Raw genomic sequence first — 23,017 nt, 5'->3', positions numbered from 1 at the left:
AAGCTTCGTACGCTTTGAATTTTTATTTGCAATCTGTTTTTTGCAATACAAATTTGTTATCAAATTGAATTTTAGAATGATCGGAAAAGTCCGGCTCGCCCGATTTTTCATTTAAGGGAGCATATCCTTCAATGGCCTGGTCACCCTTAATCAAAAATGAAACATATCGCTGGGATTCTAAGCCTTCGGACATGAAAGTATATTTTGCAAAAACAGTGTCACCAATCTTCTCGCCGGCCAGCGTTCCAATATTTTTGTCTTTTTCAAAATAATGATACATCAGCTTGCCCGCAACATGATCCCCCACGAGCACAAGGTTGAGCGACACAGTATCCTTTTCATTTTGCAAAGCGTAGCATAACATTAAATTCATTCGACTTATTGATTGCGTTGAATCGCTTACAATATTTTCATTAGATTTTGTTGAATCGGAATTGCAGCCTGCACACAAAATGATAAAACAGCAGGTGATAGAAGCTAAAATATTTTTCATCTTATTCTTTTAACCAAAATAGAAAATTATTTTTAAAAGAAAGTCGTCGTTTTATTTATGCTGGCGAAAAAGCCACGCCATCATCGCAGGGTCGCTGTAAGCCGCAATCCAGGAAAAATGACCGGTTTCAGGGTACATCGTAAGCCCTGGATGAGCACCGGCTTTTCGCAGCGCCTCCGCCATATCCAAAGAATATTGCGGGTTCACTGTGGGATCTTCTGAACCATGAAAAATCCATGTAGGAATATGCGCAGTTGTCGCTGCTTTCGATACATCTCCGCCGCCACAAACAGGCACTGCCGCAGCAAACATTTTTGGATAACGCTCTATGGCATCATAGGTGCCGAATCCACCCATAGAAAGGCCGGTAATGTAAATCCGATTGGTATCTACGGGAAGATTTCTTTCAACGGACTGGATAAGCGCAATTAATAACTCCATACTTCGGGAGGGAGAAGATTGCAACTTCATGTTCCCTTTATTTGTATTTGAAAAATTTGACCAGCCCTGGCCTGACGGGCATTGCGGCGCTATTACAATTGCCGGGTAGAGTTTCATTGCTTCATCTGTTGCAAAATTGCCAACACCCCATTTTAACTGCGCTTCATTATCATTGCCGCGCTCTCCTGAACCATGAAGAAAAATTACAAGAGGATATTTGCGAAGCGTATCGTAATCAGGAAACAGTTGCCTGTAAAGCAATGTATCACCATTCTGAATAAATTTTTCATAACTAAATCGTGAAGGCGCCTGGGCAGAAATTTTCTTAGCTGTAAAAGAAATTACAGAGATTAAAATTAGGAGGATTGGTTTTTTAAATTTCATCTGATTTAAATTTTGATAAAGAATTATTTTTTAATGATAGGGGGAAGTTATAACAAAAATTGAATGCCATTTTTAGAAAAAAAACTTCGATATTTTTTTGTTTACTATACTTCTCAGAAAAACAACTGAGCTACTATTTCAATAAGTTGTATTTTTCCGCATTTATATGGAGAAAGAAAAATTTGATGTAGCTATAGTAGGAGCGGGACCCGCCGGTTGTGCCGCGGCTTACAGGCTTTCAGGCAACGGGCTAAAAATAGCGCTGATTGAGAAAGAGACTTTCCCGAGGGATAAAATTTGCGGAGATGCTTTAGGCGCAGATGTCACCAAGCAATTCCATCTCATAAGTGAATCTCTTACGCAAAAATTGGCTGAGTTTACGAAAAAGATTCCTTCCAATGGCGTCCGTTTTTTTACACCAACATATCAAAAACTGGATATTCATTTTTCAAAACCCAAAAATACTTTTGGTGGTGGGTTTGTTATAAAAAGAATTGATTTTGATAATTTCTTTTTTAGCGAAACGGCAAAACTTCCGGACATTACCGTCTTTCAAAATCAAAAAATAACTGCTGTTGAAAACACGGAAAGCGCGATATTTTTAAAATCATCCGACAAGATTTTTGAAGCTGCCATCGCGCTGGGCGCGGATGGAGCGCATTCCGTTTTAAATAAAAGACTAACGGAAAACAAAGTTGAAAAAAAACATTTTTGTGCAGGAGTAAGGCAATATTTTTCCAACGTTAAAGGTTTTAATCCGGAAAATCATATCGAGCTACATTTCTATAAAGAAATCCTTCCCGGCTATCTCTGGATATTTCCGCTGGCTAACAACCAGGCAAATGTAGGCCTGGGAATGCTTTCAAGTGTCGTGAGTAAAAAGCAAATCAATCTTAAAAAAGAAATGACGCACCTGCTTGAAACCATTCCCTTCTTAAAAGAAAGATTTAAAGATGCAGTTCCGCTGACTGAAATCGAAGGGTATGGCTTACCGGTTGGATCTACAAAAAGAACTTTATCGGGCAATCGCTTTTTGTTGTTGGGTGACGCTGCGGGCCTAATCGATCCTTTCACCGGCGAAGGAATTGCAAATGCGATCCGAAGTGGAAGAGTGGCGGCCTCTCATGTGCTGGATTCTTTTCAAAAACAAAAATTCGACGCTGAATTTAACCGTGGATATGATAAAGAAATTTATTATAAAATGTGGAATGAATTTAAATTTAGCCACACACTGCAAAAACTTTTTCGTCATCCGCGCATTATAAATTTTGTAGTAAAAAAGGCAAACAAAAATACATCTGTGCAAATGCTTATCAGCAGCATGCTGAACGATATGAATTTGAAAAAAGAACTGTTAAAGCCTTCGTTTTATTTCAAATTATTTTTTACCTAAGATGATGGCAAGTAATTTCTTATTCAACTTCCCGAGCATTTGTAAGCCAAATAAAAATTCTGTTTATTTATGGCTTTACTCATCGGCCTTCCCGATTAATTATAAACCTGCACTAAAAACGAGGTAAGCGATCAATAACAGGCTCGCAATTAAAATGAAAACTGAAATAATTGTTACCAAAACTGTAGAATGAACATAAGCGCCTGCGCGTATTTGCTTTTCTGATTGCCTGTACCTGGCGTAAGAAAAGATGAGCGTGATAGTACCCACTAAAACCAACACGATGCCGACAATAGCCGAAAGACCGTGCGTCGCAGGAGGATTCAAATCAGTTTTGCCAAACAGCAACGCGATTCTTTTTACAAACAATGAAAATTTCACCACCACAAATCCAAACGCCATGATGCCAATGCTTGTTCTCATCCAGGCAAGAAAAGTCCTTTCATTTGCCAGGTGGTCTGTCGTGTTTCCTTTGCTTTTATTCGCATCCATCTTTAATTAGAATATTTTTTCAAAAATAATCACAGCAACGATTTCAATTGACTGATAAATTTTTCATTATCATAACCGGCAAGGCCGGTACGCTTCATCACAATGTTTCCTTGCTTATCCACCACAATTGTAGTAGGCAGCGTACCGCTAAACATTTCTGGCGAAACCTTGTTGCGATAATATACCGGAACTGAGAAATCGTTTTTTTCCAGATAGGCCGAAGCCTTCGTGCGATCAGCATCTTCACTCACAAAAAGAAAAACAAAACGGTTATCATTTTTTAGTGTTAGATACAAATTATTTAATGAGGGCATTTCTGCCCTGCATGGCGGGCACCACGAAGCCCAAAAATTTATGAAAACCACCTTGCCCCGTAGCATCGATGAACTTAGGATATTTCCATCGTGTGAAGAAAAGGAAAAGTCTGTGCCAGCTTGCTGTTTGATGGGCGCATCTTTTTTTATGGCTGTGTTCAACACACCTGTTGAAATGATTTGCTGAAGCACCCATGATTTTGCATTGGTATTAAAGATGAAAATTAATATTATCGCATAAAAAATTATACTACCCCAATATTTCTTAATTTTCTGAAAGGTGGATTGCAAATTCATTAATACTTTTTTGTGGTATCATTTAAATATACAAAGTAATCCCGGCTCAATAGCTGTGACAGATATAGTTTAGCATTTCACTCTTAGAGGATCAACAGTATTTAACAAAAACCTTTCGAAAAATGAAGCTTATCATTCAGATTCGGGAAGGATAACGGCTGTTTTTGCATTCACTTTTTTGGAAAACATTTCATCTGTTTCTGCTTTTTTCTCAAGGCTTCTCATTCCCCAATGGAGTAGTACAGGGATCAGCAATAAAAATAATTTTGAAAATACAGGGAAGGCAAAGGAGATTAAAAATGAAATTACAAAAACAACAGGAATAACAAGGCTTCTGTATAATCCAAGCCTGATGCGGGCTGGCGAAATTATACGGGAGAGCATTTTTCTTTTCGGATTGCTGACATACAGCCACAGCCAGCAATTCATAAAGCCGGTGAGGCACATATTAAATGTGTAAACACCGTACGGCAGTTTCAGATTTGGGTAAGAACTGTATTCACCCAGAAATCCCGAACTGAACGGAAGCAAAACAACTGTAAAGAGAAATGCGAGATTGAGCCATAATAAACCGGTAGTATATTTTATCACATACCCAAAGATGCGATGATGAACAGACCAATAATGGCCCACAATTCCAAAACTGATTACAAAACCTAAAAAGCGCAAAGACATGTGTGAAAGCGACTTCCATAAAAGTGCATCAGTCGGTGCCGTTAAATCAGGTACTCTTATTTCGATAATTAATAAAGTAATGCAGATAGCACAAACGCCGTCTGTAAAAAAAGTAAATCGTTCTAATTGAAAATCCTGTCTTTCCTTATCATGTTTTGGCTCGCGCATGCTTTTTATAATTTTATCAATTCATGGCTGTGTAAGGATTGGATTTTAATCTTCGAAATGGCTGTCCCGGCAATTCGCAGATTTTTTGAACTTACAAATATGCCGCTAAATTAATTTTTTTTATTTCGATATATACATTTTCATTTTTAGATCTAAAAAAATCCATTTTACATGTTCCATGCATCTTATCTAAATTTGCATTTCGAAAATTGAAAATGGAGAATTCAGCTACATTAGAAACTAAGCTTCAAAAAACGGTTTACCCTATTTTATTTGCCATCAGTTTTTCGCATTTATTAAATGACACAATTCAATCTTTAATTCCGGCGATATACCCGATTTTAAAAACAAATTACCACCTGAGTTTTTCGCAGGTAGGGTTAATCACGCTGACCTTTCAGATGGCCGCCTCACTTTTGCAGCCATTCGTAGGCATTTATACGGATAAAAGGCCACAGCCTTATTCTTTAGCAATCGGTATGGGATTTACACTAACCGGCTTAATTGTGTTATCCATGTCTCATCATTTTTATCTTGTGCTGGTTTCTGTTGCGCTGATAGGCATTGGATCATCTGTTTTTCACCCGGAATCTTCGCGCATGGCACATTCTGCTGCCGGAGATCAGCCCGGGCTCGCTCAATCAATTTTTCAGCTCGGTGGAAATCTTGGTAGTTCAATCGGGCCGCTGCTTGCCGCTTGGATTATCGTTCCGCATGGACAAATGAGTATTATCTGGTTTTCGTTAATTGCGCTGCTGGCGATTTTTGTGCTCACAAAAGTGGGGCATTGGTACAAGATTGTTGTTATCCGGCGCATCAACAGGGCTAAAAATAAACCAGTTGTTTTTCATCCACTATTTTCTAAAAGAAAAGTCTACTGGTCCGTGCTGATATTATTGGTGTTGATTTTTTCCAAATATTTTTATCTCGCAAGTCTTACCAGTTACTTTACTTTTTATCTCATCAATAAATTCCATGTGGGCATCCAGGCTTCGCAAATTTATCTTTTCGTATTTCTGTTTTCAGTAGCCGGAGGCACATTAATAGGTGGGCCTTTGGGCGATAGGTTCGGCAGAAAATATGTTATCTGGTTTTCTATATTGGGAACCGCGCCTTTTGCACTGGCTTTGCCTTATGCCAATCTTTTCTGGACGATAATATTGGTGGTTCCCATAGGCCTGATACTATCCTCTGCATTTTCTGCGATTTTGGTATATGCGCAGGAACTAATTCCGGGAAAGATTGGGCTGGTTTCAGGCTTATTCTTTGGATTTGCTTTTGGAATGGGAGGAATTGGTTCAGCTTTGTTGGGAAGCCTTGCTGACAAAACAAGCATCATTTATGTTTTTCATGTATGCTCATTTTTGCCATTGATAGGAATAATAACAGGCTTTTTGCCCAACATCGAAGGCACAAAAAAACGATTTAGAAAAGTAGCATGATAAATAAAAAAAGAACAGATAAGTTATAGCAAAGAAACAAATACCGCCCTTTTTAATTCCTGCATAATTATTGTATCCTGTTATTAAACTTAAAAATAAATATCATGGGCATTTTATTTATATCAATTACAGCAGGAGTAGTAATCGTGGCTTTTATTCTCATAACCTATTTCAGAAAAAATAAAGTCAAAAATAAACCAGGCGGCCCGGCCTCACAAAGTGTTGCAGAAGAAGAAACCGGCGTTGAAAAGGGAATTTATGATTAAGAGAAAGGGAATTCAAAACAAGAGTTTTTAAAAAAAAAGAAAAGTTTTTCTAAACCAATTTCTGATAATTAATAAACGGATTACCGATAAGCCGGACTCTCAGAATCCGCTTATTACAAAAAATAAGAGCCGGATAGAAATCCAGCTCGTTTTAATCCAATATCCTATGAAAAACCTGCTGCAAATATACTACCGTTTTCAATATTTAAAAAACATTTTCAAAATAAATAGTCAGGATTTAAAGGCTTTTAAAACAAAACATTGTTAAAAAATATGATTTTTAAACGCCTATGTAGAAATTCGGTAGCAGCAAATTACAAGAACCAACTTGTTTATCAGATGGGAAAGAATGAACAGCAGGCAATTTTGGTTTTTTTAAAAATTTAAACGGGAGATTTTCTGTTATGTAAAGTAAAAAAATGCCATGTATTTTTTTGCATGACATTAAAAATTTGCGCGCATTTAAAACCCACCATCACCAAAATAATAAAAAAAACACTATTTATCTTTTTACTGTTTCCCGAAAAATAATTAATATACAATTATTCGTGTGTGCGCATTGTTCACCGGCCGTGAAGCTTTTGGAATATGCAATACTACAATCCCCGATTTGTATTCAGCACTGATGAATGTGGAATCCGCATCTTCAGGCAACAGCAAATGACGGTCAAACCACTTATAACTAAATTCTTCAACTTGTTTTTTCTTTAAGGACGAGTTCATCTTATCATTATTTACAGCACAAATAGATAAAATATTCCCCTTGACATAAATTAATAATTCATCTCTTTTCACTCCTGGAATCACCACTTCAATTTTGTAGGAGCGATTTTGATCAGTGATGTTTACTGCAGGATGGTCAATATCCTTCCTGTCTGAACATTTAATGGCTTCTTTGATTTCTTTTTCGTTGAGAAGTGGAACGTATTCTCCGGGGTAGATTGAATAGTCCGGTTTACGATAAATTGTGTGTTGCATGGCCGGTTATTTTTAGTTTGATGATTACATATTTCTTTCGGTTTAATTCTAAATGCTACAATTAAAATTATTGATATTCATTAATTTATGCAAGCAAAAATTGTGCCCTCATTCTTCTGTATCGATTAATTTCATTTAAGTAGAATTGTGGAATTTTTTTCACCTGCAAATTATAATCTTGCCTCAAATGGGAATACTCAATAAGAAATAATTTCTTCAATGTTGTACATCCGGGTCGCTTTTTGAATTTCGAACGCCGGGCCATCATCTTTGATTAATGCAATTCCCCCTAAATTTTCGAGCAAACCGCCCTCAGTGATTTCAATCCGGTTACCCCGCGCGAGGAATTTTTCTATTTCGTTATTCAATTTTCGGGTAGCAGACTGGAACTGCAGGTCTGCTGATGTGTTATGAATTTCATCTTTCATAAAACTATCCACCAGCAACAGGCCATCATCTCCCTTTTTTAGAGAACTAACTACTTTGTAAAGATTACTGATTAAAGAGTGGGCTTTTTTTGCAATCTGTATTTGTCCCTTTATCAATTTGTTTTGGTGATGCTTCCATTGAGTCACAATTTTTTTCTCGAGCAATTTAATAGTGGAAGCAATTTCACCTTCATAAATTACATTTATTTTGAAAGCAATTTCATTAAAACAAAAGTTTTGACAAAATTCGTCAGCATATTGTCCATCAGTCGAATATACGAAAATTGGCTTTTCGTTTTTACCATTTACCTGCTTGATAATATTCGAAATCCGGCTGATTAAACAATTATTTTTTTCCTTGCAGAAGCTATGATCCTGGGCAAAAACCCTATGAAGTGAATTATTAAAATATTCATAGAGTTCTGCCCGGTCATTGTGAAAAACCAGCAATTCAAATTCGGGATTTTGTGAAGAATCACCCACGAGGTCAAGCAGGGAAAAAGTTTCATTAAATTGAAATACCGGCTTGCCGCTGTAATTAAGATAGATAACGTTCTCCTCTTCTTCACCTTCCAATATTATAGCCACGCTCTTCCGGTGCGAATTATAATTTAACCGGCGGAAAATGTTTTCTAATTTTATAACGATGCTATTAATTTCAGATTGGTCAAATTTCCGTTCCAACTTTAGCTGAACCATTTCCAGCGTATAATCTAAAATGGCTTGGATGGTTTTCTTTTCAACTATTGAAGGCTGAAAGGGGATAACAAGCCCCACGGATTCTATATTTACTTTGCCTTCAGCAAACTGTGTCTTTCCGGTTTGAATGTTGGATAAGGTATTCATGGTGACTTTTTTTGCGATGAATATTAATAATTTTTAGGGCCCAAAAATTTTCACTTCCCTTGCGGATGTGAAACACGCCAGGAGCATACAATCATTTTAGTTTGCCTCAATGCTTTGTGACAAATGGCTAAAAATTCAAAACCAATTCGCTTACTTTTGGTTTTATAAACTCAATTTGCCCATCATTTTCAAGCGTAATACAAGTATTAAAATCTTCCAACACCTCTAATTTATGTTCCTCATTCGCATTGATTAAAAGGGTTTCACCTTGCCCGATTTCAATTATCCTGTCCGAAAAGGTAATTCTTCCTTTTCCTTTCTTGCATATCAACAATGCATCGGACGTTGCGTGGTGCAGCGGCATTTTTTCGCCTTTCGTTAAAAAAACATTCAGCACTTTATACTTTTCACAGCTATACAGTTCTATTATTTCCATACAATTAAATTTTAGAATTCAAAGGTAGGCCAAAAGTTCATAATAAAAGTATTTAATTACTTTTATTCCTTGTAAAATCCTTACGAAATCAGAAACTTTTTCGCCGGTTTTGTTTAGGAACTTTAGGTGTTTTCTTCTGGAATAAATAGTTAAGCTGTTCTTCTCCTACCAAATGCAAACATATGTTCAATACAACAAATAACAGGTGATACTGATCAGCAAGACTGCTGATTGAGGTCATCAAAATAGAAGCCTCTAGTGAAAAAAAAAAGCGGGATGCAATCAATTTAAATTTCCTGGGTTGGGCTGGAATCTATAATGGAATTTTTATGTGCCCTGCTAATCTCAAGAGAGAAAAGCGTAAGAAAAAATCCCTGCACGATAAACAAAATCCCGATAAAAGAAATAAGGCTGAGCATGGCGATGAAAGGCCTTAAAAAAATGAATACACCAGCGGCAATGCTTAACAAGCCGGCGAGCAACACCACGGCCCAGAATTTATATTGATTTCTTCTAAAAAAAACTGATTGAAATATCCAGAAAATACCGGTAAGAATTCCGTAAAATGCAAATACATACGGAAGTGTGACAGCCGTAAGACCAATGTTTAAAAGAAGGATCAACGCTAAAATTATATCGAGAATGCCATCTGCCAATTGCCAGCGCCACCCTGTATGAATTTTCCTGGTTATAAAAGCAAACACGGCAAGAATAAACCCTGAAATAAATAAGCAGATACTGCCATATATAATCAGGCCAAGCATTCCGCTAATGGGGAACTTTAAAACATAAAAGCCCAGGAAAATAAAGATTAAACCTTTTATTGTAATAAGCCACCAGTTTTGTGATTTAATCATCGCCTGATTTTTAGTAAGATTTTTTTGTTTTCACAAAGCTAATTCTCAAAAACCATTTCGTATTATTAAAGATATAGCAAAATTTACCCACGATTAGATAAAGTTCCTAATCACTACACTCTTAACTTTTCTCTCTTTAAATTTATTCAATTAATTTGGCGGCAACCAAGTCATTGATAAACGGGAAAATAACAATCGCATTTGTTTATTGATTTACTGCAAATGGGAAATCAAATTTCATGTGATACGCCCAAACATTATCTGTCCCTGACAATTTTTCACTTTTATTCTGTTGGCACAAACCTTGTCATATATGCAGAAAATAATAAATAAAAATTACAAGTTATGGCAAAGATTATAGGCATTGACCTCGGCACTACAAACAGCTGCGTGGCAGTAATGGAAGGAAATGAACCAGTGGTAATACCCAATGATGAGGGCCGCCGTACGACGCCTTCTGTAGTTGCATTTTTGAAAAATGGAGAAAGAAAAGTGGGCGATCCGGCCAAAAGGCAGGCAATCACCAATCCTCAAAATACCATAATGAGCGTCAAACGTTTTATGGGCCACAAGTGGAATGAGGTGACAACTGAGGCAACGCACCAAAGTTATAAGTTAGTGAAGGGTGACAACGATACTGTAAGAATTGACATAGAAGGAAGACAATATACACCACAGGAGATTTCGGCAATGATTCTTCAAAAGATGAAAAAAACTGCTGAAGATTATCTTGGGCAGGAAGTTTCTGAAGCAGTTATTACCGTTCCTGCTTATTTTAATGACTCACAAAGGCAAGCCACAAAAGAGGCTGGCGAAATTGCAGGCCTCAAGGTGCGTCGTATTATCAATGAGCCAACCGCAGCTGCGCTCGCATATGGGCTTGATAAAAAAAGTGTTGATCAAAAAATTGCTGTATTTGACTTGGGTGGCGGTACTTTTGATATTTCAATTCTGGAATTAGGAGATGGGGTTTTTGAAGTTAAATCTACAAATGGTGATACACATTTAGGAGGCGACGATTTCGACAAAGTCATTATGGATTGGCTTGCTGCAGAGTTTAAAAAAGACGAAGGAATCGATCTTCATAAAGACCCGATGAGCTGGCAGCGATTGAAAGAAGCAGCCGAGAAAGCAAAAATTGAATTGTCCTCTTCTACTGAAACCGAAATTAACCTTCCGTACATCACCGCTGTAGACGGAGTTCCCAAACACCTTGTAAAAAAATTAACCCGCGCACAATTTGAAAAATTAGCTGACGAACTTTTTAGCCGTTGTCTAAAGCCGTGTGAAGCTGCATTGAAAGATGCAGGTTTGAGCAAAAATGATATTAATGAAGTCATCCTGGTAGGGGGTTCTACCCGTATTCCTAAGGTACAGGATTTGGTGGAAAACTTCTTTGGAAAGAAACCGCATAAAGGTGTAAATCCGGATGAAGTAGTAGCAATTGGGGCAGCTATCCAGGGTGGCGTGTTAACCGGTGAGGTTAAAGATGTATTATTACTTGATGTTACGCCTCTTTCTTTAGGTATTGAAACTATGGGTGGCGTAATGACCAGGTTGATTGATTCTAATACCACCATCCCTACTAAGAAAACCGAAGTATTTTCAACTGCGAGCGATAACCAGCCTGGTGTGCAAATACACGTGCTGCAAGGCGAGCGGCCAATGGCATCTCAAAATAAAAGCCTGGGTACTTTCAACCTTGATGGAATTCCTCCTGCTCCGCGTGGCGTGCCTCAGGTAGAAGTTACGTTCGATATAGATGCTAACGGTATTTTGAATGTTTCAGCGAAAGATAAGGGCACAGGAAAATCTCACAATATCAGGATTGAGGCCGGAAGCGGGCTTAGCAAAGAAGAGATTGAAAAAATGAAAAATGAAGCGAAGGCAAATGAAGCGGCAGATAAGGCAGAAAGAGAAAAAGTTGATAAAATGAACCAGGCAGACAGTCTGATATTCCAGACTGAAAAACAATTGAAAGAGTTTGGCGAAAAAATTTCTGCCGATAAAAAAGCTCCGATTGAATCTGCATTAAGCAAGCTTAAAGAAGCCCATAAAACTCAAAATATAAGCGATGTAGACACAGCAACCGCAGAATTAAATTCAGCATGGACTGCGGCAAGCGAAGAAATGTATAAATCAACCCAAGGTCAGCCACAGGACGGAGGTGGTCAACAAAATGCAGGCCCTGAACAAAATACAGAAGCAAATGCCGGCGGAGATAATGTAACGGACGCAGAGTTTGAAGAGGTGAAATAGTTTAAAACGGAATAAAATGAAAAGGCTGTCTTTCTAAAAAGGACGGCCTTTTTTATTACTTCAAAACATTATTGGATAATCATTTCCCGAGTAAGTTCTTTTTTTTTATTTACTTCGCGGCAAAATCATGTACGTCACGAAACCGTAAAGCACGCAGGTTTTATAATTAAAAGATTGGTAGGAGAAATAAAATAAAAACTTCGCTTTTTTATTTATTTACTGTTATCTCCGCGAGCTTCGGCATAATTGTGTACGATTTACATTTCAAACCAAAGAGGTAAATTGCTTCTTTAAAAATGACCAACAATGAAAATAAGTTTTTATTTAAGATACTATACCGTGATGGGTGAAGAGTTGTATGTAACAGGAAACAATAAATATTTAGGTGATAATATGCCTGAAAATGCGGTCCAAATGCGGTGGCTGGACAACGATACATGGACGGTTACTCTTGATTTACCCGATGATTTTGATGATGAAATCCACTATAAATATATACTGAAAGATTTAAAAAGTGTTTACGTTGTTGATGGAGAAGAAGATCGCTTCATTAATTTATCCGTTAAAAAGAAAAATTCTTACTTCGTTTTTGATACATGGAACAGTGCGGGCGCAATCTGGAATGTTTTCTTTACAAAAGCTTTTCGGGATATTCTTCTGCCGCCAGTCGTCAAAGTGAAAGCTTCTTTCCCCAAAAAATTTACACATATTTTTAGGGTAAAAGCGCCTTTATTAAAACCCGGCGAAGTGCTATGCCTTTGTGGATCCACTCTCCATTTAAACAGTTGGAATACTGAGGCGCCGATTTTTATGGAGCCTAAAAATAATTGGTTTACCGCCAAAGTTTTTTTAGACGAAAACGAATGGCCTGCCAGTTATAAATATGGTATATATAATATTGATGAAAAGAAATTTGTTCGCTTTGAACAAGGTGAAAACAGGTTAATAAGAAAACTTGAAGAACCCGAAAATTCCATCACTATTTTAAATGATGGCTTTGTCAATTACCAGCCGGCGTTGTGGAAGGGAGCAGGCGTGTCTATTCCTGTATTTTCGCTCAGAACCAAAAAAAGCTTTGGTGTAGGAGAGTTTATTGATCTCAAACTGCTTATTGACTGGGCAAATCAAACCGGGATAAAATTAATACAGGTGCTTCCTGTAAATGATACGATATCAACTTATACCTGGAAAGACTCTTATCCATATGCAGCAATATCTGCATTTGCCTTACATCCTGTTTACATCAATCTTGAGAAGGTGGCAGGAAAGCAATTTGCCTCTGTCATCAAACCTTTAAGCAGGAAACAAAAGCAGTTAAACCAGCTAAAAAAATTTGATTATGAGCAGGTGCTGAAATTTAAATTAACTGCGCTCAAAGAATTATTTGAGGCTATGAAAATGGACCTTATCAATGACCCCGGGTATTTTGAATTTTTTGAACTGAACCGTCACTGGCTGGTGCCTTACGCAGCATTCAGCTACCTGCGTGATAAATACAAAACTCCTGATGCGGCAACGTGGAAGAGCAATAAAAAATATAATGAACAGGCCATTCAAAAGTTTGTTGCCCCTTCACAAAAACATTACAATGAGATTTTGTTTTTTTATTTTGTCCAATATCATCTTCATCTCCAGTTAAAGGAGGTTGCAGATTATGCTCATAAAAAAGGAATTATTTTGAAAGGTGATATTCCGATTGGCGTTTCGCGTCATAGCTGCGATACATGGATTGATCCTTCTTTGTATAATATGGAAGAACAGGCAGGCGCACCGCCTGATAACTTCGCCAATAAAGGGCAAAATTGGGGCTTCCCCACTTACAACTGGAAAAAAATGGCTGAAGATCATTTTTGCTGGTGGCGCCGGAGGTTCGACAACATGAGTAATTATTTTGATGCTTTCAGGATAGATCATATCCTTGGCTTCTTCCGGATTTGGAGCATTCCGCTTGAATCGGTCGAAGGGATTATGGGCAGATTTGTTCCCGCAATTCCTGTTGACATTTCTGAATTTTTCCAAAGAAATATTTCGTTTAACCATGACCGTTATTGCAAGCCTTTTATCACACAATCGATTCTTGAAAATACTTTTAAGACCAGAACTGAAGAAGTTAAAAAGAAATACCTTGAACAGGTTTCAGGCGATCGATATGCATTAAAAGAATTTGTAAACACGCAATCAAAAGTTCTCAAAGAATTAAAGAAAAACGATGATACTGAATTAAAGCAGGGATTGTTTGACCTTATCAGCAATGTAATCCTTTTTGATGCGGAATGTTCGGGCGAACAAAAATTCCATTTTAGAATTTCTTTGGAACAAACATCTTCCTTTCATTGGCTTGACGACCATACAAAAGGCGCGCTTTGGAATCTTTACATTGATTATTTTTTTCATCGTCAAAATGATTATTGGAAGAAAGAAGGAATGGAAAAATTGCCTTACTTAAAAAGAAATACCAATATGCTTGTTTGCGGTGAAGACCTTGGAATGGTTCCTCCCTGCGTGCCGGAAGTAATGGGGCAGTTGGGAATTCTCGGTCTTGATATAGAAAGAATGCCAAAGGCTGCGGGCAAAGAATTTTTTCATCCGGCTGATGCCCAATATCTATCTGTGGTAATGCCATCAACGCATGACATGAGCACCGTTCGTGAATGGTGGCAGGAAAATCGGGAGCAAACTCAGCGGTTCTACAATTATATGCTTGGTCAATATGGCGAGGCCCCCGAAACATGCGAAACCTGGATCAGTAAAAAAATAGTTTTGCAACATTTATATTCTCCGGCAATGTGGAGTATTTTTCAGCTCGCTGATTTGACATCACTAGATGAAAACTTACGCGTGGAAGATCCTGCAGATGAAAGAATCAATGTGCCCGCTGATCCTAATTATTATTGGCACTACAGGATGAATATAAATGTTGAAGATTTGATTAAAGAGAAGGATTTCAATGAAGAATTAAAAAAATATATTGCGGACAGTGGCCGCTAAAATCAGTATTAAATAGAAATGTACCTCGAATATAAAAAGTCCAACTTAAAATTTAAGCATCCGTTTACAATTTCAAAAGGAACCAAAACACATCAGCCTTCTTTATTGGTAGAATTGGAATTATTTGGGTTAAAAGGTTATGGCGAAGCGCCTGCTATCAGTTACTATAATGTATCTGTAGAGGAAATGATTTCAGTAATTGATCAAAAGAAGAAAATGATTGAAAAATTTTCTTTTACTGAGCCCGAAAGATACTGGCATTATCTTCATCACCTGCTTCCACAGCATCCTTTCCTGGTATGCGCTTTAGACCTTGCTGCCTGGGATCTTTATGGTAAAATGAAACGGAAGCAACTATACCAGTTGTGGAACCTCGACATTTCAAAAAATCCGTTAACCGATCTCACCATCGGTATCGATACAATTGAAAACATGGTGGCAAAAATAAAAGAGACTCCGTGGCCGGTTTACAAAATTAAATTGGGAACCGATAAGGATATTGAAATAATGGAAGCGTTAAGAAAGCATACGGATTCTGTTTTCAGGATTGACGCAAATGCTGCATGGAAAGCGGACGAGGCTCTTGAAAAAATAAAAATTTTTGCCGGGCTTGGCGTTGAATTTATTGAGCAGCCTTTGGCAAAAGATGACTGGGAAGGAATGAAATTTTTGTTTGAAAATTCGCCATTGCCTTTAATTGCTGACGAGAGTTGTGTTTCAGAACATGATGTAATAAAATGTAACGGCTATTTTCATGGCATTAATATCAAGCTTACAAAATGCAGCGGCATCACGCCAGCGCTTAGAATGATACCCCAGGCGCGGCAGCTTGGAATGAAAGTGATGGTGGGAAGCATGAATGAAAGCTCCATAGGCACGGCGGCAATAGCTCAGTTATTACCATTAGTAGATTACGTAGATATGGATGGGCCTTTGCTTTTGGAAGAAGATGTAGCAAAAAGCGTAACTTTTGATTATGGTAAAATTATTTATGGGGAAGGATATGGATTGGGAATCACAGTTGATGCGTTCTGAATTTGTTAAATGAACCCAAGTACCAACTCAAAAACGACATTGCGACGCAATTACACTAATCGCTTTTGATTTTACAGTGAAGCAATAAATTTATAATTTTTTTATTTTGTTGCCAGAGGCTGTTTATTGATATTCTTCTTTTACAATTTCATTTAAAAAAAATTTTGCTCAAATAAATTTTCATCCTTTACTTTGCAAACTCAATGAAGCAAAACGTTCACATACACCATCATCATATATTACCAAACTGGTAAGCTTGTTGATTTGTATGAAAATATATCTAAAAGGGCTTACTGAAAAGTGAGCCTTTTTCATTTTTAAAAACAACAAATGTTAAAAATTGCGATTCAGAAATCAGGAAGATTGTATGAACAATCCGTGCAACTCTTAAAAGAGTGCGGAATAGAACTGAACAATGGCAACAGGCAATTGAAGGTGAAAGCGTTTAATTTTCCTGCAGAAGCCTATTTTTTGCGTGACGATGATATTCCGCAGTACGTGGCTGATAGCGTTGCTGATGTAGGCATTGTTGGCGAAAATGTGGTGTTCGAAAAAGAAAAGGACTTAAACATAGTGAGCAAGCTTGGCTTCGGCCGTTGTCGCTTGAGTATCGCCGTACCTAAAAATATGAATTATCAGGGCGGATCCGATCTCAACGGATTAAAAATTGCGACCTCCTACACAGTTTTGTTGCAAAAATTTTTAACTGAAAATAATTTAAAGGCTGACATACATGAAATCAGTGGGTCAGTAGAAATAGCGCCGGGCATAGGTTTGGCCGATGCGATATGCGATCTGGTCAGCAGTGGAAGCACCTTGTTTACCAATAACCTGAAAGAAGTAGAAGTGATATTGGATTCGCAGGCAGTATTGGTGGCCAATAAAAATCTTGATGAAGAGAACCGGAAAATTCTTGAAAATCTGTTGTTGAGAATTAATGCGGTAAAGGCTGCCAAAAATTATAAATACATCATGATGAATGCGCCGGACCATCAGTTGAAAAATATTTGTGCTTTGCTTCCCGGTATGAAAAGCCCAACCATAGTGCCATTGGCAGAAAAGGGATGGAGCAGTATTCAGAGTGTGGTGAATGAAAATGATTTTTGGGAAGTAATCGAAAAGCTCAAACAATTTGAAGCGCAGGGAATTTTAGTCGTACCCATTGAAAAAATGATTTCTTAAAGAAAAAAGTATGAACACGATTATTGAAAATCCGCCGGAAGCTGAATGGAAAGAATTGATAAAAAGGCCCGTTATCAATGCATTAAATCTCACAGAAACAGTTTCTGAAATTATCAATACTGTAAAACAGCAGGGAGATTTTGCCGTGAAAGATTATTCCTTAAAATTTCATGGGTTTGCCCCGGATGAGCTTTGGGTAACTGAAGATGACATCAAAAAATCTTCGCAGCTCATTTCTAAAAATTTGCAAAAAGCCATTTTGCTTGCAAAGAAAAATATTGAAAAATTTCACAGGCAGCAACTTTTAAAAACAAAAAAAATAGAAACTACTACGGGCGTTTCCTGCTGGAGAAAAAGCGTGGCAATTGAAAATGTAGGATTATACATTCCCGGCGGCAGCGCTCCTTTGTTTTCAACTTTGTTGATGCTTGCTATTCCGGCAAAGCTCGCAGGTTGCAAAAATATCCTGGTAACAACGCCCGCAAACGCAGGCGGCAATGTTGATCCGGCGATTTTATATGTGGCAAAAATTCTCGGCATTAAAAATATTTACAAGGCAGGTGGCGCACAGGCGATTGCTGCAATGGCTTATGGAACACAAACGGTAAATAAAGTGGACAAAATATTTGGGCCCGGCAATCAGTATGTAACTGAAGCAAAGCGTATTGTAAATATCGATCGGGTTGCGATTGATATGTTGGCCGGTCCCAGCGAACTTGCAGTGTATGCAGACGACACCTGCATTCCCGGATTTATTGCAGCAGATTTATTAAGTCAGGCCGAACATGGCGGCGACAGCCAGGTGGTGTTGGTAGCAGTAAATAAACAAATAATTGAAAAAATTATTTTGGAAATCCACGCGCAACTTCCCTCGCTTCCACGTAAGGAAATCGTTGAAAACAGTTTTCTAAACCGGCGATTTTTAGTGATTGAAAAGGTTGAAGACGCATTTGATTTTCTGAATCAGTATGCTCCCGAACATTTAATCATTGCTTCGGAACATGCAGACGTCCTTGCCGAAAAAGTGATTAACGCAGGAAGCGTTTTTCTCGGGAATTATTCGCCGGAAAGCGCCGGCGATTACGCATCCGGAACCAATCACTCTTTGCCTACCAACGGCACAGCAGTTACGCAAAGCGGCGTTTCGGTGGATAGCTTTGTAAAGAAAATCACGTTTCAAAAGCTAACTCCGGAAGGATTAAATAATATTGGCGAAGCAGTTGAATACATGGCTTCTGCAGAAGGCCTAATGGCTCACAAAAACGCGGTTACAATCAGAAAAAACAAACAATAATGGGAAGTGTAAATGTAGAATCATTGATCAGGCAGAATATAAAAAATTTAGCCCCTTATTCTTCTGCAAGAAGTGAATTCCGTGGCAATGCGGAAATATTTCTGGATGCTAATGAAAACAGCTACGGATCACCGTTAGAAGTAAATTACAGCCGCTATCCCGATCCGCTGCAATGGAAATTAAAGCAGGAAATTTCTAAAATCAAGGGCCTTCCTCCTCAAAATATTTTTATAGGGAATGGAAGCGACGAAGTGATTGACATCGCATTCCGTATTTTTTGCGAGCCTTCAAAAGATAATATAATCATTTGTCCGCCCACGTATGGAATGTATAAAGTTTGTGCGAACATAAATGATGTGGGAGTAAAAGAAGTTTTATTGACATGCGATTTCCAGTTGGATATTGAAGGCATTTTATCAGTGATTGACAATCGTACTAAACTGCTTTTCCTTTGTTCGCCAAATAACCCAACCGGCAATAATCTTCGCCGCGATGACATTGAATATTTGATAAAAAACTTCAAAGGCATTGTGGTAATTGATGAGGCGTATATTAATTTCTCAAGTCAAAAACCTTTTCTGCAGGAACTCACCAAATATGAAAATCTTATCATCATGCATACGCTTTCAAAAGCCTGGGGGCTTGCAGGACTGAGGCTGGGATTAGGTTTCGCTTCTGAACTGATAATTGATTATTTTAATAAAGTAAAGCCGCCGTACAATATAAATGGTTCATCCCAACTGTTGGGCCTTCAGGCGTTGGAAAAAATAAACGAGGTAAATAATAATATAAAGACGATTGTAAGCCAGCGGAATTTTTTGGAACAAGAACTGAAGCAATTTGATTTTATAAAAAAAATATACCCATCTGATGCGAATTTTATTTTATTGAAAGTTTCCGATGCGGGTAAGTTATATCAACATTTATTGATGAACCGTATCATTGTAAGAAACAGGAGCAGTGAACCTCTGTGCGAAAATTGTATACGGGTAACAATAGGCACCCAATCAGAAAATGAAAAATTATTAAATTCCCTGAAAAACTATGAGTAAGAAAGTTTTATTTATTGATCGTGATGGCACCCTAATTATGGAACCTCCTGTAACCAACCAGGTAGATGCATTTTCAAAGCTGGAATTTTATCCTCATGTATTTGAATATTTATCACGAATTGTGAAAGAGATGGATTATGAACTCGCAATGGTGACCAACCAGGATGGTTTGGGCTCAGAAATTTTTCCTGAAGAAACATTCTGGCCGCTTCAGAATTTCGTAATTAAAACTTTCAGGGATCAGGAGATTGTTTTTTCAGATATTTTCATCGACCGAACCTTTCCGCACGAAAATAAAAATACACGCAAACCCGGTACCGGTATGCTGGTTCAGTATATCGAAGACGAGAATTATGATCTTCAAAATTCCTTCGTTATTGGCGATAGGCTTACTGACGTAGAGCTTGCAAAAAATCTTGGCTCACAAGCCATCTTCATCAATAACTTCCAGGAATTGGGCACTTCAGAAATTACCGTTCCGCATGAGGATCTTAAAAAAGTGATAGCTCTCGAAACGCAAAAGTGGGAGGATATTTATAATTTTTTAAAACAACCGCCACGCAAAATAAGTCATCAGCGAAATACGAACGAGACGAAAATAAAAGTGGAACTGAACCTGGATGGATCAGGAAAATCTGAAATTAGAACAGGTATAGGCTTTTTTGATCACATGCTTGAGCAGGTAGCCCGCCATTCAGGTATGGATGTTAGTATTTATTGCGAAGGCGATCTGCATATTGATGAACATCACACCATAGAAGATGTGGCACTTGCGTTTGGAGAAGCCATGTTAAAAGCTTTGGGTGATAAACGCGGAATTGAAAGGTATGGTTTTTTGTTGCCGATGGATGATTCATTAGCGCAGGTGGCCATTGATTTTGGAGGAAGAAACTGGCTGGTGTGGGACGTTGATTTTAAACGGGAAAAAATAGGAGAGATGCCTACTGAAATGTTTTATCATTTTTTTAAATCGTTCACTGATGCCTCCAAATCAAACTTAAATATTAAAGCAGAAGGAACAAACGAGCATCATAAAATCGAAGCGATATTCAAAGCGTTTGCTAAATCGATCAAAATGGCAATACGACGAGACCCGTTAAATAACAGCTTGCCATCTACTAAAGGAGTATTATGAAAGTAGCTATCATAAAATACAACGCCGGAAATGTTCAGAGCGTTTTATATGCATTACAACGGTTAGGCATACACGCTTTTGTGACGGATGTTCATGAAGAAATCAAGTCCGCCGATAAAGTTATCTTTCCGGGAGTGGGAAATGCGTTATCCGCAATGGAGTATTTAAAAAACAGGAAGCTTGACGAATTGATACGCTCGCTGCAACAGCCCGTACTTGGTATTTGCCTTGGCCTTCAGTTGCTTTGTGAACGCAGTGAAGAAGGCGATACTTCGTGCCTCGGCATTTTTAAAACCACGGTGAAGAAATTTGATAATAATGTTTTTCAAAATAAAAATCTTGTTCCTGTAAAAATCCCTCACATGGGCTGGAATACAATTCGCAATCTTTCTTCACCATTAATGGAGGGCCTTTCAGAAGAATCTTTTGTTTATTTTGTTCACAGTTACTATGCAGATGTATGTGATGAAACTATTGCCTCAACTGAATATATAAATCCTTTTAGTGCTGCATTGCATAAAAATAATTTCTATGGCGTTCAGTTTCATGCCGAAAAATCTGCAGTAATTGGCGAGCGCATTCTCTCAAATTTTTTAAATAATAGCTGATGGAAATTATTCCCGCAATTGATCTTATAGGCGGTAAATGTGTACGTTTATCAAAGGGTGATTTCGATCAAAAAATTATTTATAGTGATGCTCCTTTGGAAGTAGCAAAAAGTTTTGAAGCCGCCGGGATAAAGCGCTTGCACATCGTGGATCTCGACGGCGCCCGTGGAAAGACTTTGAGCAATGTGAAGGTGCTCGAAACTATAGCAAAAAACACTTCTCTGATAATTGATTTCGGAGGAGGTATTAAAAAAACTGAAGATCTCAGGCGGGTGTTTGATGGAGGCGCTTCGATGGTAAGTGTGGGTAGTGTTACGGTTAAAGATCCTGGTATGTTTGAAAATTGGATTTGCGAATTTGGTGCGGAAAAATTTTTACCTGGCGCCGATGTTTTAAATAAAAATATTAAAATTCATGGATGGAAAGAAGACACAGGCATTGACATTTTTTCATTTATTGAAGCATTGATGGAGAAAGAAATCAGCCAGGTATTTTGCACCGATATTTCAAAAGATGGAATGCTGCAAGGGCCGGCCACAGCGCTTTATAAAGAAATATTGCTCCGCTTTCCATCATTAAAACTTATTGCCAGTGGCGGTATTTCTTCTTTTTATGATTTAGTGATTTTAAAAGAAGCAGGATGCTCCGGGGCAATTGTGGGTAAGGCGATCTATGAAAATAAAATCAGCCTCAAACAACTTGAAAATTTTATAAAAAATTAATGATGCTTGCAAAAAGAATTATTCCCTGCCTGGACATTAAAGATGGCAGAACGGTGAAGGGTATTAATTTTGAAAACATCAGGGATGCAGGTGATGCTGTGGAGCTGGCATTGTATTATTCACAGCAAGGCGCCGATGAATTGGTATTTCTTGATATAACGGCCACTGTGGAAAAGAGAAAGACCTTTGCAGAATTGGTAAAAAGAATTGCAGCAAATATCAATATACCTTTTACAGTAGGCGGCGGCATATCTTCCGTTGAGAATGCTTACGAACTGCTTCAGAATGGTGCTGATAAGGTTTCTGTTAATACGGCTGCTTTCCGTAATCCTGAACTGGTGAGTGCGATGTCAAAAGAGTTTGGAAGCCAGTGCGTGGTTTTAGCTATCGATACAAAAAAAGAAAGCGATGGCAAATGGTATGTTTACCTTAGCGGCGGGCGCACCAAAACTGATACGCTGGCTTTTGATTGGGCTGAAAAAGGGATAGATGCAGGTGCAGGAGAAATTTTGTTAACCTCAATGAATAATGACGGCACTAAAGATGGCTTCGCTCACGATATTACCGCGTTGTGTTGCGATAAATTGTCCGTGCCCGTGATCGCATCAGGTGGTGCAGGTAGTATGGAGCATTTTGCAGATGTTTTTCTTAAAGACAAGGCCGATGCAGCTTTGGCAGCAAGTGTGTTTCATTTTGCTGAAATTAAAATTCCTGAATTGAAAAAATATTTAAACGAAAAAGGAATCGCAATAAGAATTTAATTAATAAGCAAATCATTCTAAAATAAATTTCTTGCTTATTTCTGCTTTTACTGTTATTTAAAAATATATTC

22 protein-coding genes are annotated in these 23,017 nt (G+C 37.9%); 13 read left to right on the top strand and 9 right to left on the bottom strand.

Annotation, left to right across the window (positions count from 1 at the left end):
• Positions 1-22: 22 nt before the first annotated feature.
• Together EFY79_RS20025 and EFY79_RS20020 are read right to left on the bottom strand one after the other, a co-directional pair.
• A complete protein-coding gene (locus tag EFY79_RS20025; protein WP_123122534.1) occupies positions 23-493 on the bottom strand; it encodes a hypothetical protein in 471 nt (156 codons plus the stop codon).
• 51 nt (positions 494-544) lie between these two features.
• Positions 545-1,318: a carboxylesterase family protein gene (locus tag EFY79_RS20020; protein ID WP_123122533.1), complete on the bottom strand. Its 774-nt coding sequence runs from the start codon at positions 1,316-1,318 to the stop codon at positions 545-547.
• Between the two features lie 166 nt (positions 1,319-1,484).
• Between EFY79_RS20020 and EFY79_RS20015 the strand changes: the two genes are divergently transcribed.
• Positions 1,485-2,711, top strand: a complete 1,227-nt coding sequence (locus EFY79_RS20015; RefSeq protein ID WP_123122532.1) for an NAD(P)/FAD-dependent oxidoreductase — start codon at positions 1,485-1,487, stop codon at positions 2,709-2,711.
• A gap of 99 nt (positions 2,712-2,810) precedes the next feature.
• Here EFY79_RS20015 and EFY79_RS20010 read toward each other — a convergent pair whose 3' ends face one another.
• From EFY79_RS20010 to EFY79_RS20000, 3 genes are all read right to left on the bottom strand, one after another.
• Positions 2,811-3,203: a YidH family protein gene (locus EFY79_RS20010; protein WP_123122531.1), complete on the bottom strand. Its 393-nt coding sequence runs from the start codon at positions 3,201-3,203 to the stop codon at positions 2,811-2,813.
• A 29-nt stretch (positions 3,204-3,232) separates the two neighbouring features.
• The gene (locus tag EFY79_RS20005; protein ID WP_123122530.1) at positions 3,233-3,814 is read right to left on the bottom strand and encodes a TlpA family protein disulfide reductase; all 582 of its coding nucleotides are present in this window, start codon (positions 3,812-3,814) and stop codon (positions 3,233-3,235) included.
• 132 nt (positions 3,815-3,946) lie between these two features.
• Positions 3,947-4,657, bottom strand: a complete 711-nt coding sequence (locus EFY79_RS20000; RefSeq protein ID WP_123122529.1) for a TMEM175 family protein — start codon at positions 4,655-4,657, stop codon at positions 3,947-3,949.
• 215 nt (positions 4,658-4,872) lie between these two features.
• Between EFY79_RS20000 and EFY79_RS19995 the strand changes: the two genes are divergently transcribed.
• Together EFY79_RS19995 and EFY79_RS21515 are read left to right on the top strand one after the other, a co-directional pair.
• On the top strand, positions 4,873-6,099 hold the full coding sequence (locus EFY79_RS19995; protein WP_123122528.1) for an MFS transporter: 1,227 nt from the start codon (positions 4,873-4,875) through the stop codon (positions 6,097-6,099).
• A 104-nt stretch (positions 6,100-6,203) separates the two neighbouring features.
• A complete protein-coding gene (locus EFY79_RS21515) occupies positions 6,204-6,365 on the top strand; it encodes a hypothetical protein (protein ID WP_158605265.1) in 162 nt (53 codons plus the stop codon).
• A 531-nt stretch (positions 6,366-6,896) separates the two neighbouring features.
• Here EFY79_RS21515 and EFY79_RS19990 read toward each other — a convergent pair.
• The 4 genes from EFY79_RS19990 to EFY79_RS19975 all read right to left on the bottom strand — a co-directional run bounded on the left by EFY79_RS19990 (position 6,897) and on the right by EFY79_RS19975 (position 9,910).
• Positions 6,897-7,343: an Hsp20/alpha crystallin family protein gene (locus tag EFY79_RS19990; RefSeq protein WP_123122527.1), complete on the bottom strand. Its 447-nt coding sequence runs from the start codon at positions 7,341-7,343 to the stop codon at positions 6,897-6,899.
• 197 nt (positions 7,344-7,540) lie between these two features.
• Entirely contained in the window at positions 7,541-8,617 is a 1,077-nt protein-coding gene (locus EFY79_RS19985; RefSeq protein ID WP_123122526.1) for a hypothetical protein, read from the bottom strand.
• 127 nt (positions 8,618-8,744) lie between these two features.
• Positions 8,745-9,053 (bottom strand): AraC family ligand binding domain-containing protein, encoded by a 309-nt coding sequence (locus EFY79_RS19980; protein ID WP_123122525.1) that lies wholly within the window; start codon positions 9,051-9,053, stop codon positions 8,745-8,747.
• A 287-nt stretch (positions 9,054-9,340) separates the two neighbouring features.
• Entirely contained in the window at positions 9,341-9,910 is a 570-nt protein-coding gene (locus tag EFY79_RS19975) for an HdeD family acid-resistance protein (protein ID WP_123122524.1), read from the bottom strand.
• A 345-nt stretch (positions 9,911-10,255) separates the two neighbouring features.
• On the opposite strand from EFY79_RS19975, the gene dnaK reads away from it, so the two are divergent.
• From dnaK to hisF, 10 genes are all read left to right on the top strand, one after another.
• Entirely contained in the window at positions 10,256-12,169 is a 1,914-nt protein-coding gene (dnaK, locus tag EFY79_RS19970) for a molecular chaperone DnaK (protein WP_123122523.1), read from the top strand.
• Between the two features lie 306 nt (positions 12,170-12,475).
• On the top strand, positions 12,476-15,157 hold the full coding sequence (locus EFY79_RS19965; protein WP_123122522.1) for a 4-alpha-glucanotransferase: 2,682 nt from the start codon (positions 12,476-12,478) through the stop codon (positions 15,155-15,157).
• Positions 15,158-15,175: 18 nt separating this feature from the next.
• Entirely contained in the window at positions 15,176-16,192 is a 1,017-nt protein-coding gene (locus EFY79_RS19960) for a dipeptide epimerase (protein ID WP_123122521.1), read from the top strand.
• Between the two features lie 330 nt (positions 16,193-16,522).
• Entirely contained in the window at positions 16,523-17,374 is an 852-nt protein-coding gene (gene hisG, locus EFY79_RS19955) for an ATP phosphoribosyltransferase (RefSeq protein WP_123122520.1), read from the top strand.
• Between the two features lie 10 nt (positions 17,375-17,384).
• Positions 17,385-18,668, top strand: a complete 1,284-nt coding sequence (hisD, locus tag EFY79_RS19950) for a histidinol dehydrogenase (RefSeq protein WP_123122519.1) — start codon at positions 17,385-17,387, stop codon at positions 18,666-18,668.
• On the top strand, positions 18,668-19,720 hold the full coding sequence (gene hisC / locus EFY79_RS19945; protein ID WP_123122518.1) for a histidinol-phosphate transaminase: 1,053 nt from the start codon (positions 18,668-18,670) through the stop codon (positions 19,718-19,720). Before hisD ends, hisC begins: the two co-directional genes overlap by 1 nt.
• Positions 19,713-20,855, top strand: a complete 1,143-nt coding sequence (hisB, locus tag EFY79_RS19940; RefSeq protein WP_123122517.1) for a bifunctional histidinol-phosphatase/imidazoleglycerol-phosphate dehydratase HisB — start codon at positions 19,713-19,715, stop codon at positions 20,853-20,855. The genes hisC and hisB overlap by 8 nt, the downstream gene beginning before the upstream one ends.
• A complete protein-coding gene (gene hisH / locus EFY79_RS19935; RefSeq protein ID WP_123122516.1) occupies positions 20,852-21,463 on the top strand; it encodes an imidazole glycerol phosphate synthase subunit HisH in 612 nt (203 codons plus the stop codon). Before hisB ends, hisH begins: the two co-directional genes overlap by 4 nt.
• Positions 21,463-22,185 (top strand): 1-(5-phosphoribosyl)-5-[(5-phosphoribosylamino)methylideneamino]imidazole-4-carboxamide isomerase, encoded by a 723-nt coding sequence (hisA, locus tag EFY79_RS19930; protein ID WP_123122515.1) that lies wholly within the window; start codon positions 21,463-21,465, stop codon positions 22,183-22,185. Before hisH ends, hisA begins: the two co-directional genes overlap by 1 nt.
• Positions 22,185-22,946 carry an imidazole glycerol phosphate synthase subunit HisF gene (gene hisF, locus EFY79_RS19925; RefSeq protein ID WP_199727598.1) on the top strand — a complete coding sequence of 254 codons (762 nt, stop codon included), beginning with the start codon at positions 22,185-22,187 and terminating at the stop codon, positions 22,944-22,946. The genes hisA and hisF overlap by 1 nt, the downstream gene beginning before the upstream one ends.
• The last annotated feature ends 71 nt before the right edge of the window (positions 22,947-23,017 follow it).

Source organism: Hanamia caeni, from assembly GCF_003721595.1.
Lineage (GTDB): Bacteria > Bacteroidota > Bacteroidia > Chitinophagales > Chitinophagaceae > Ginsengibacter > Ginsengibacter caeni.
This window is presented reverse-complemented; position numbering and strand designations above follow the sequence as displayed.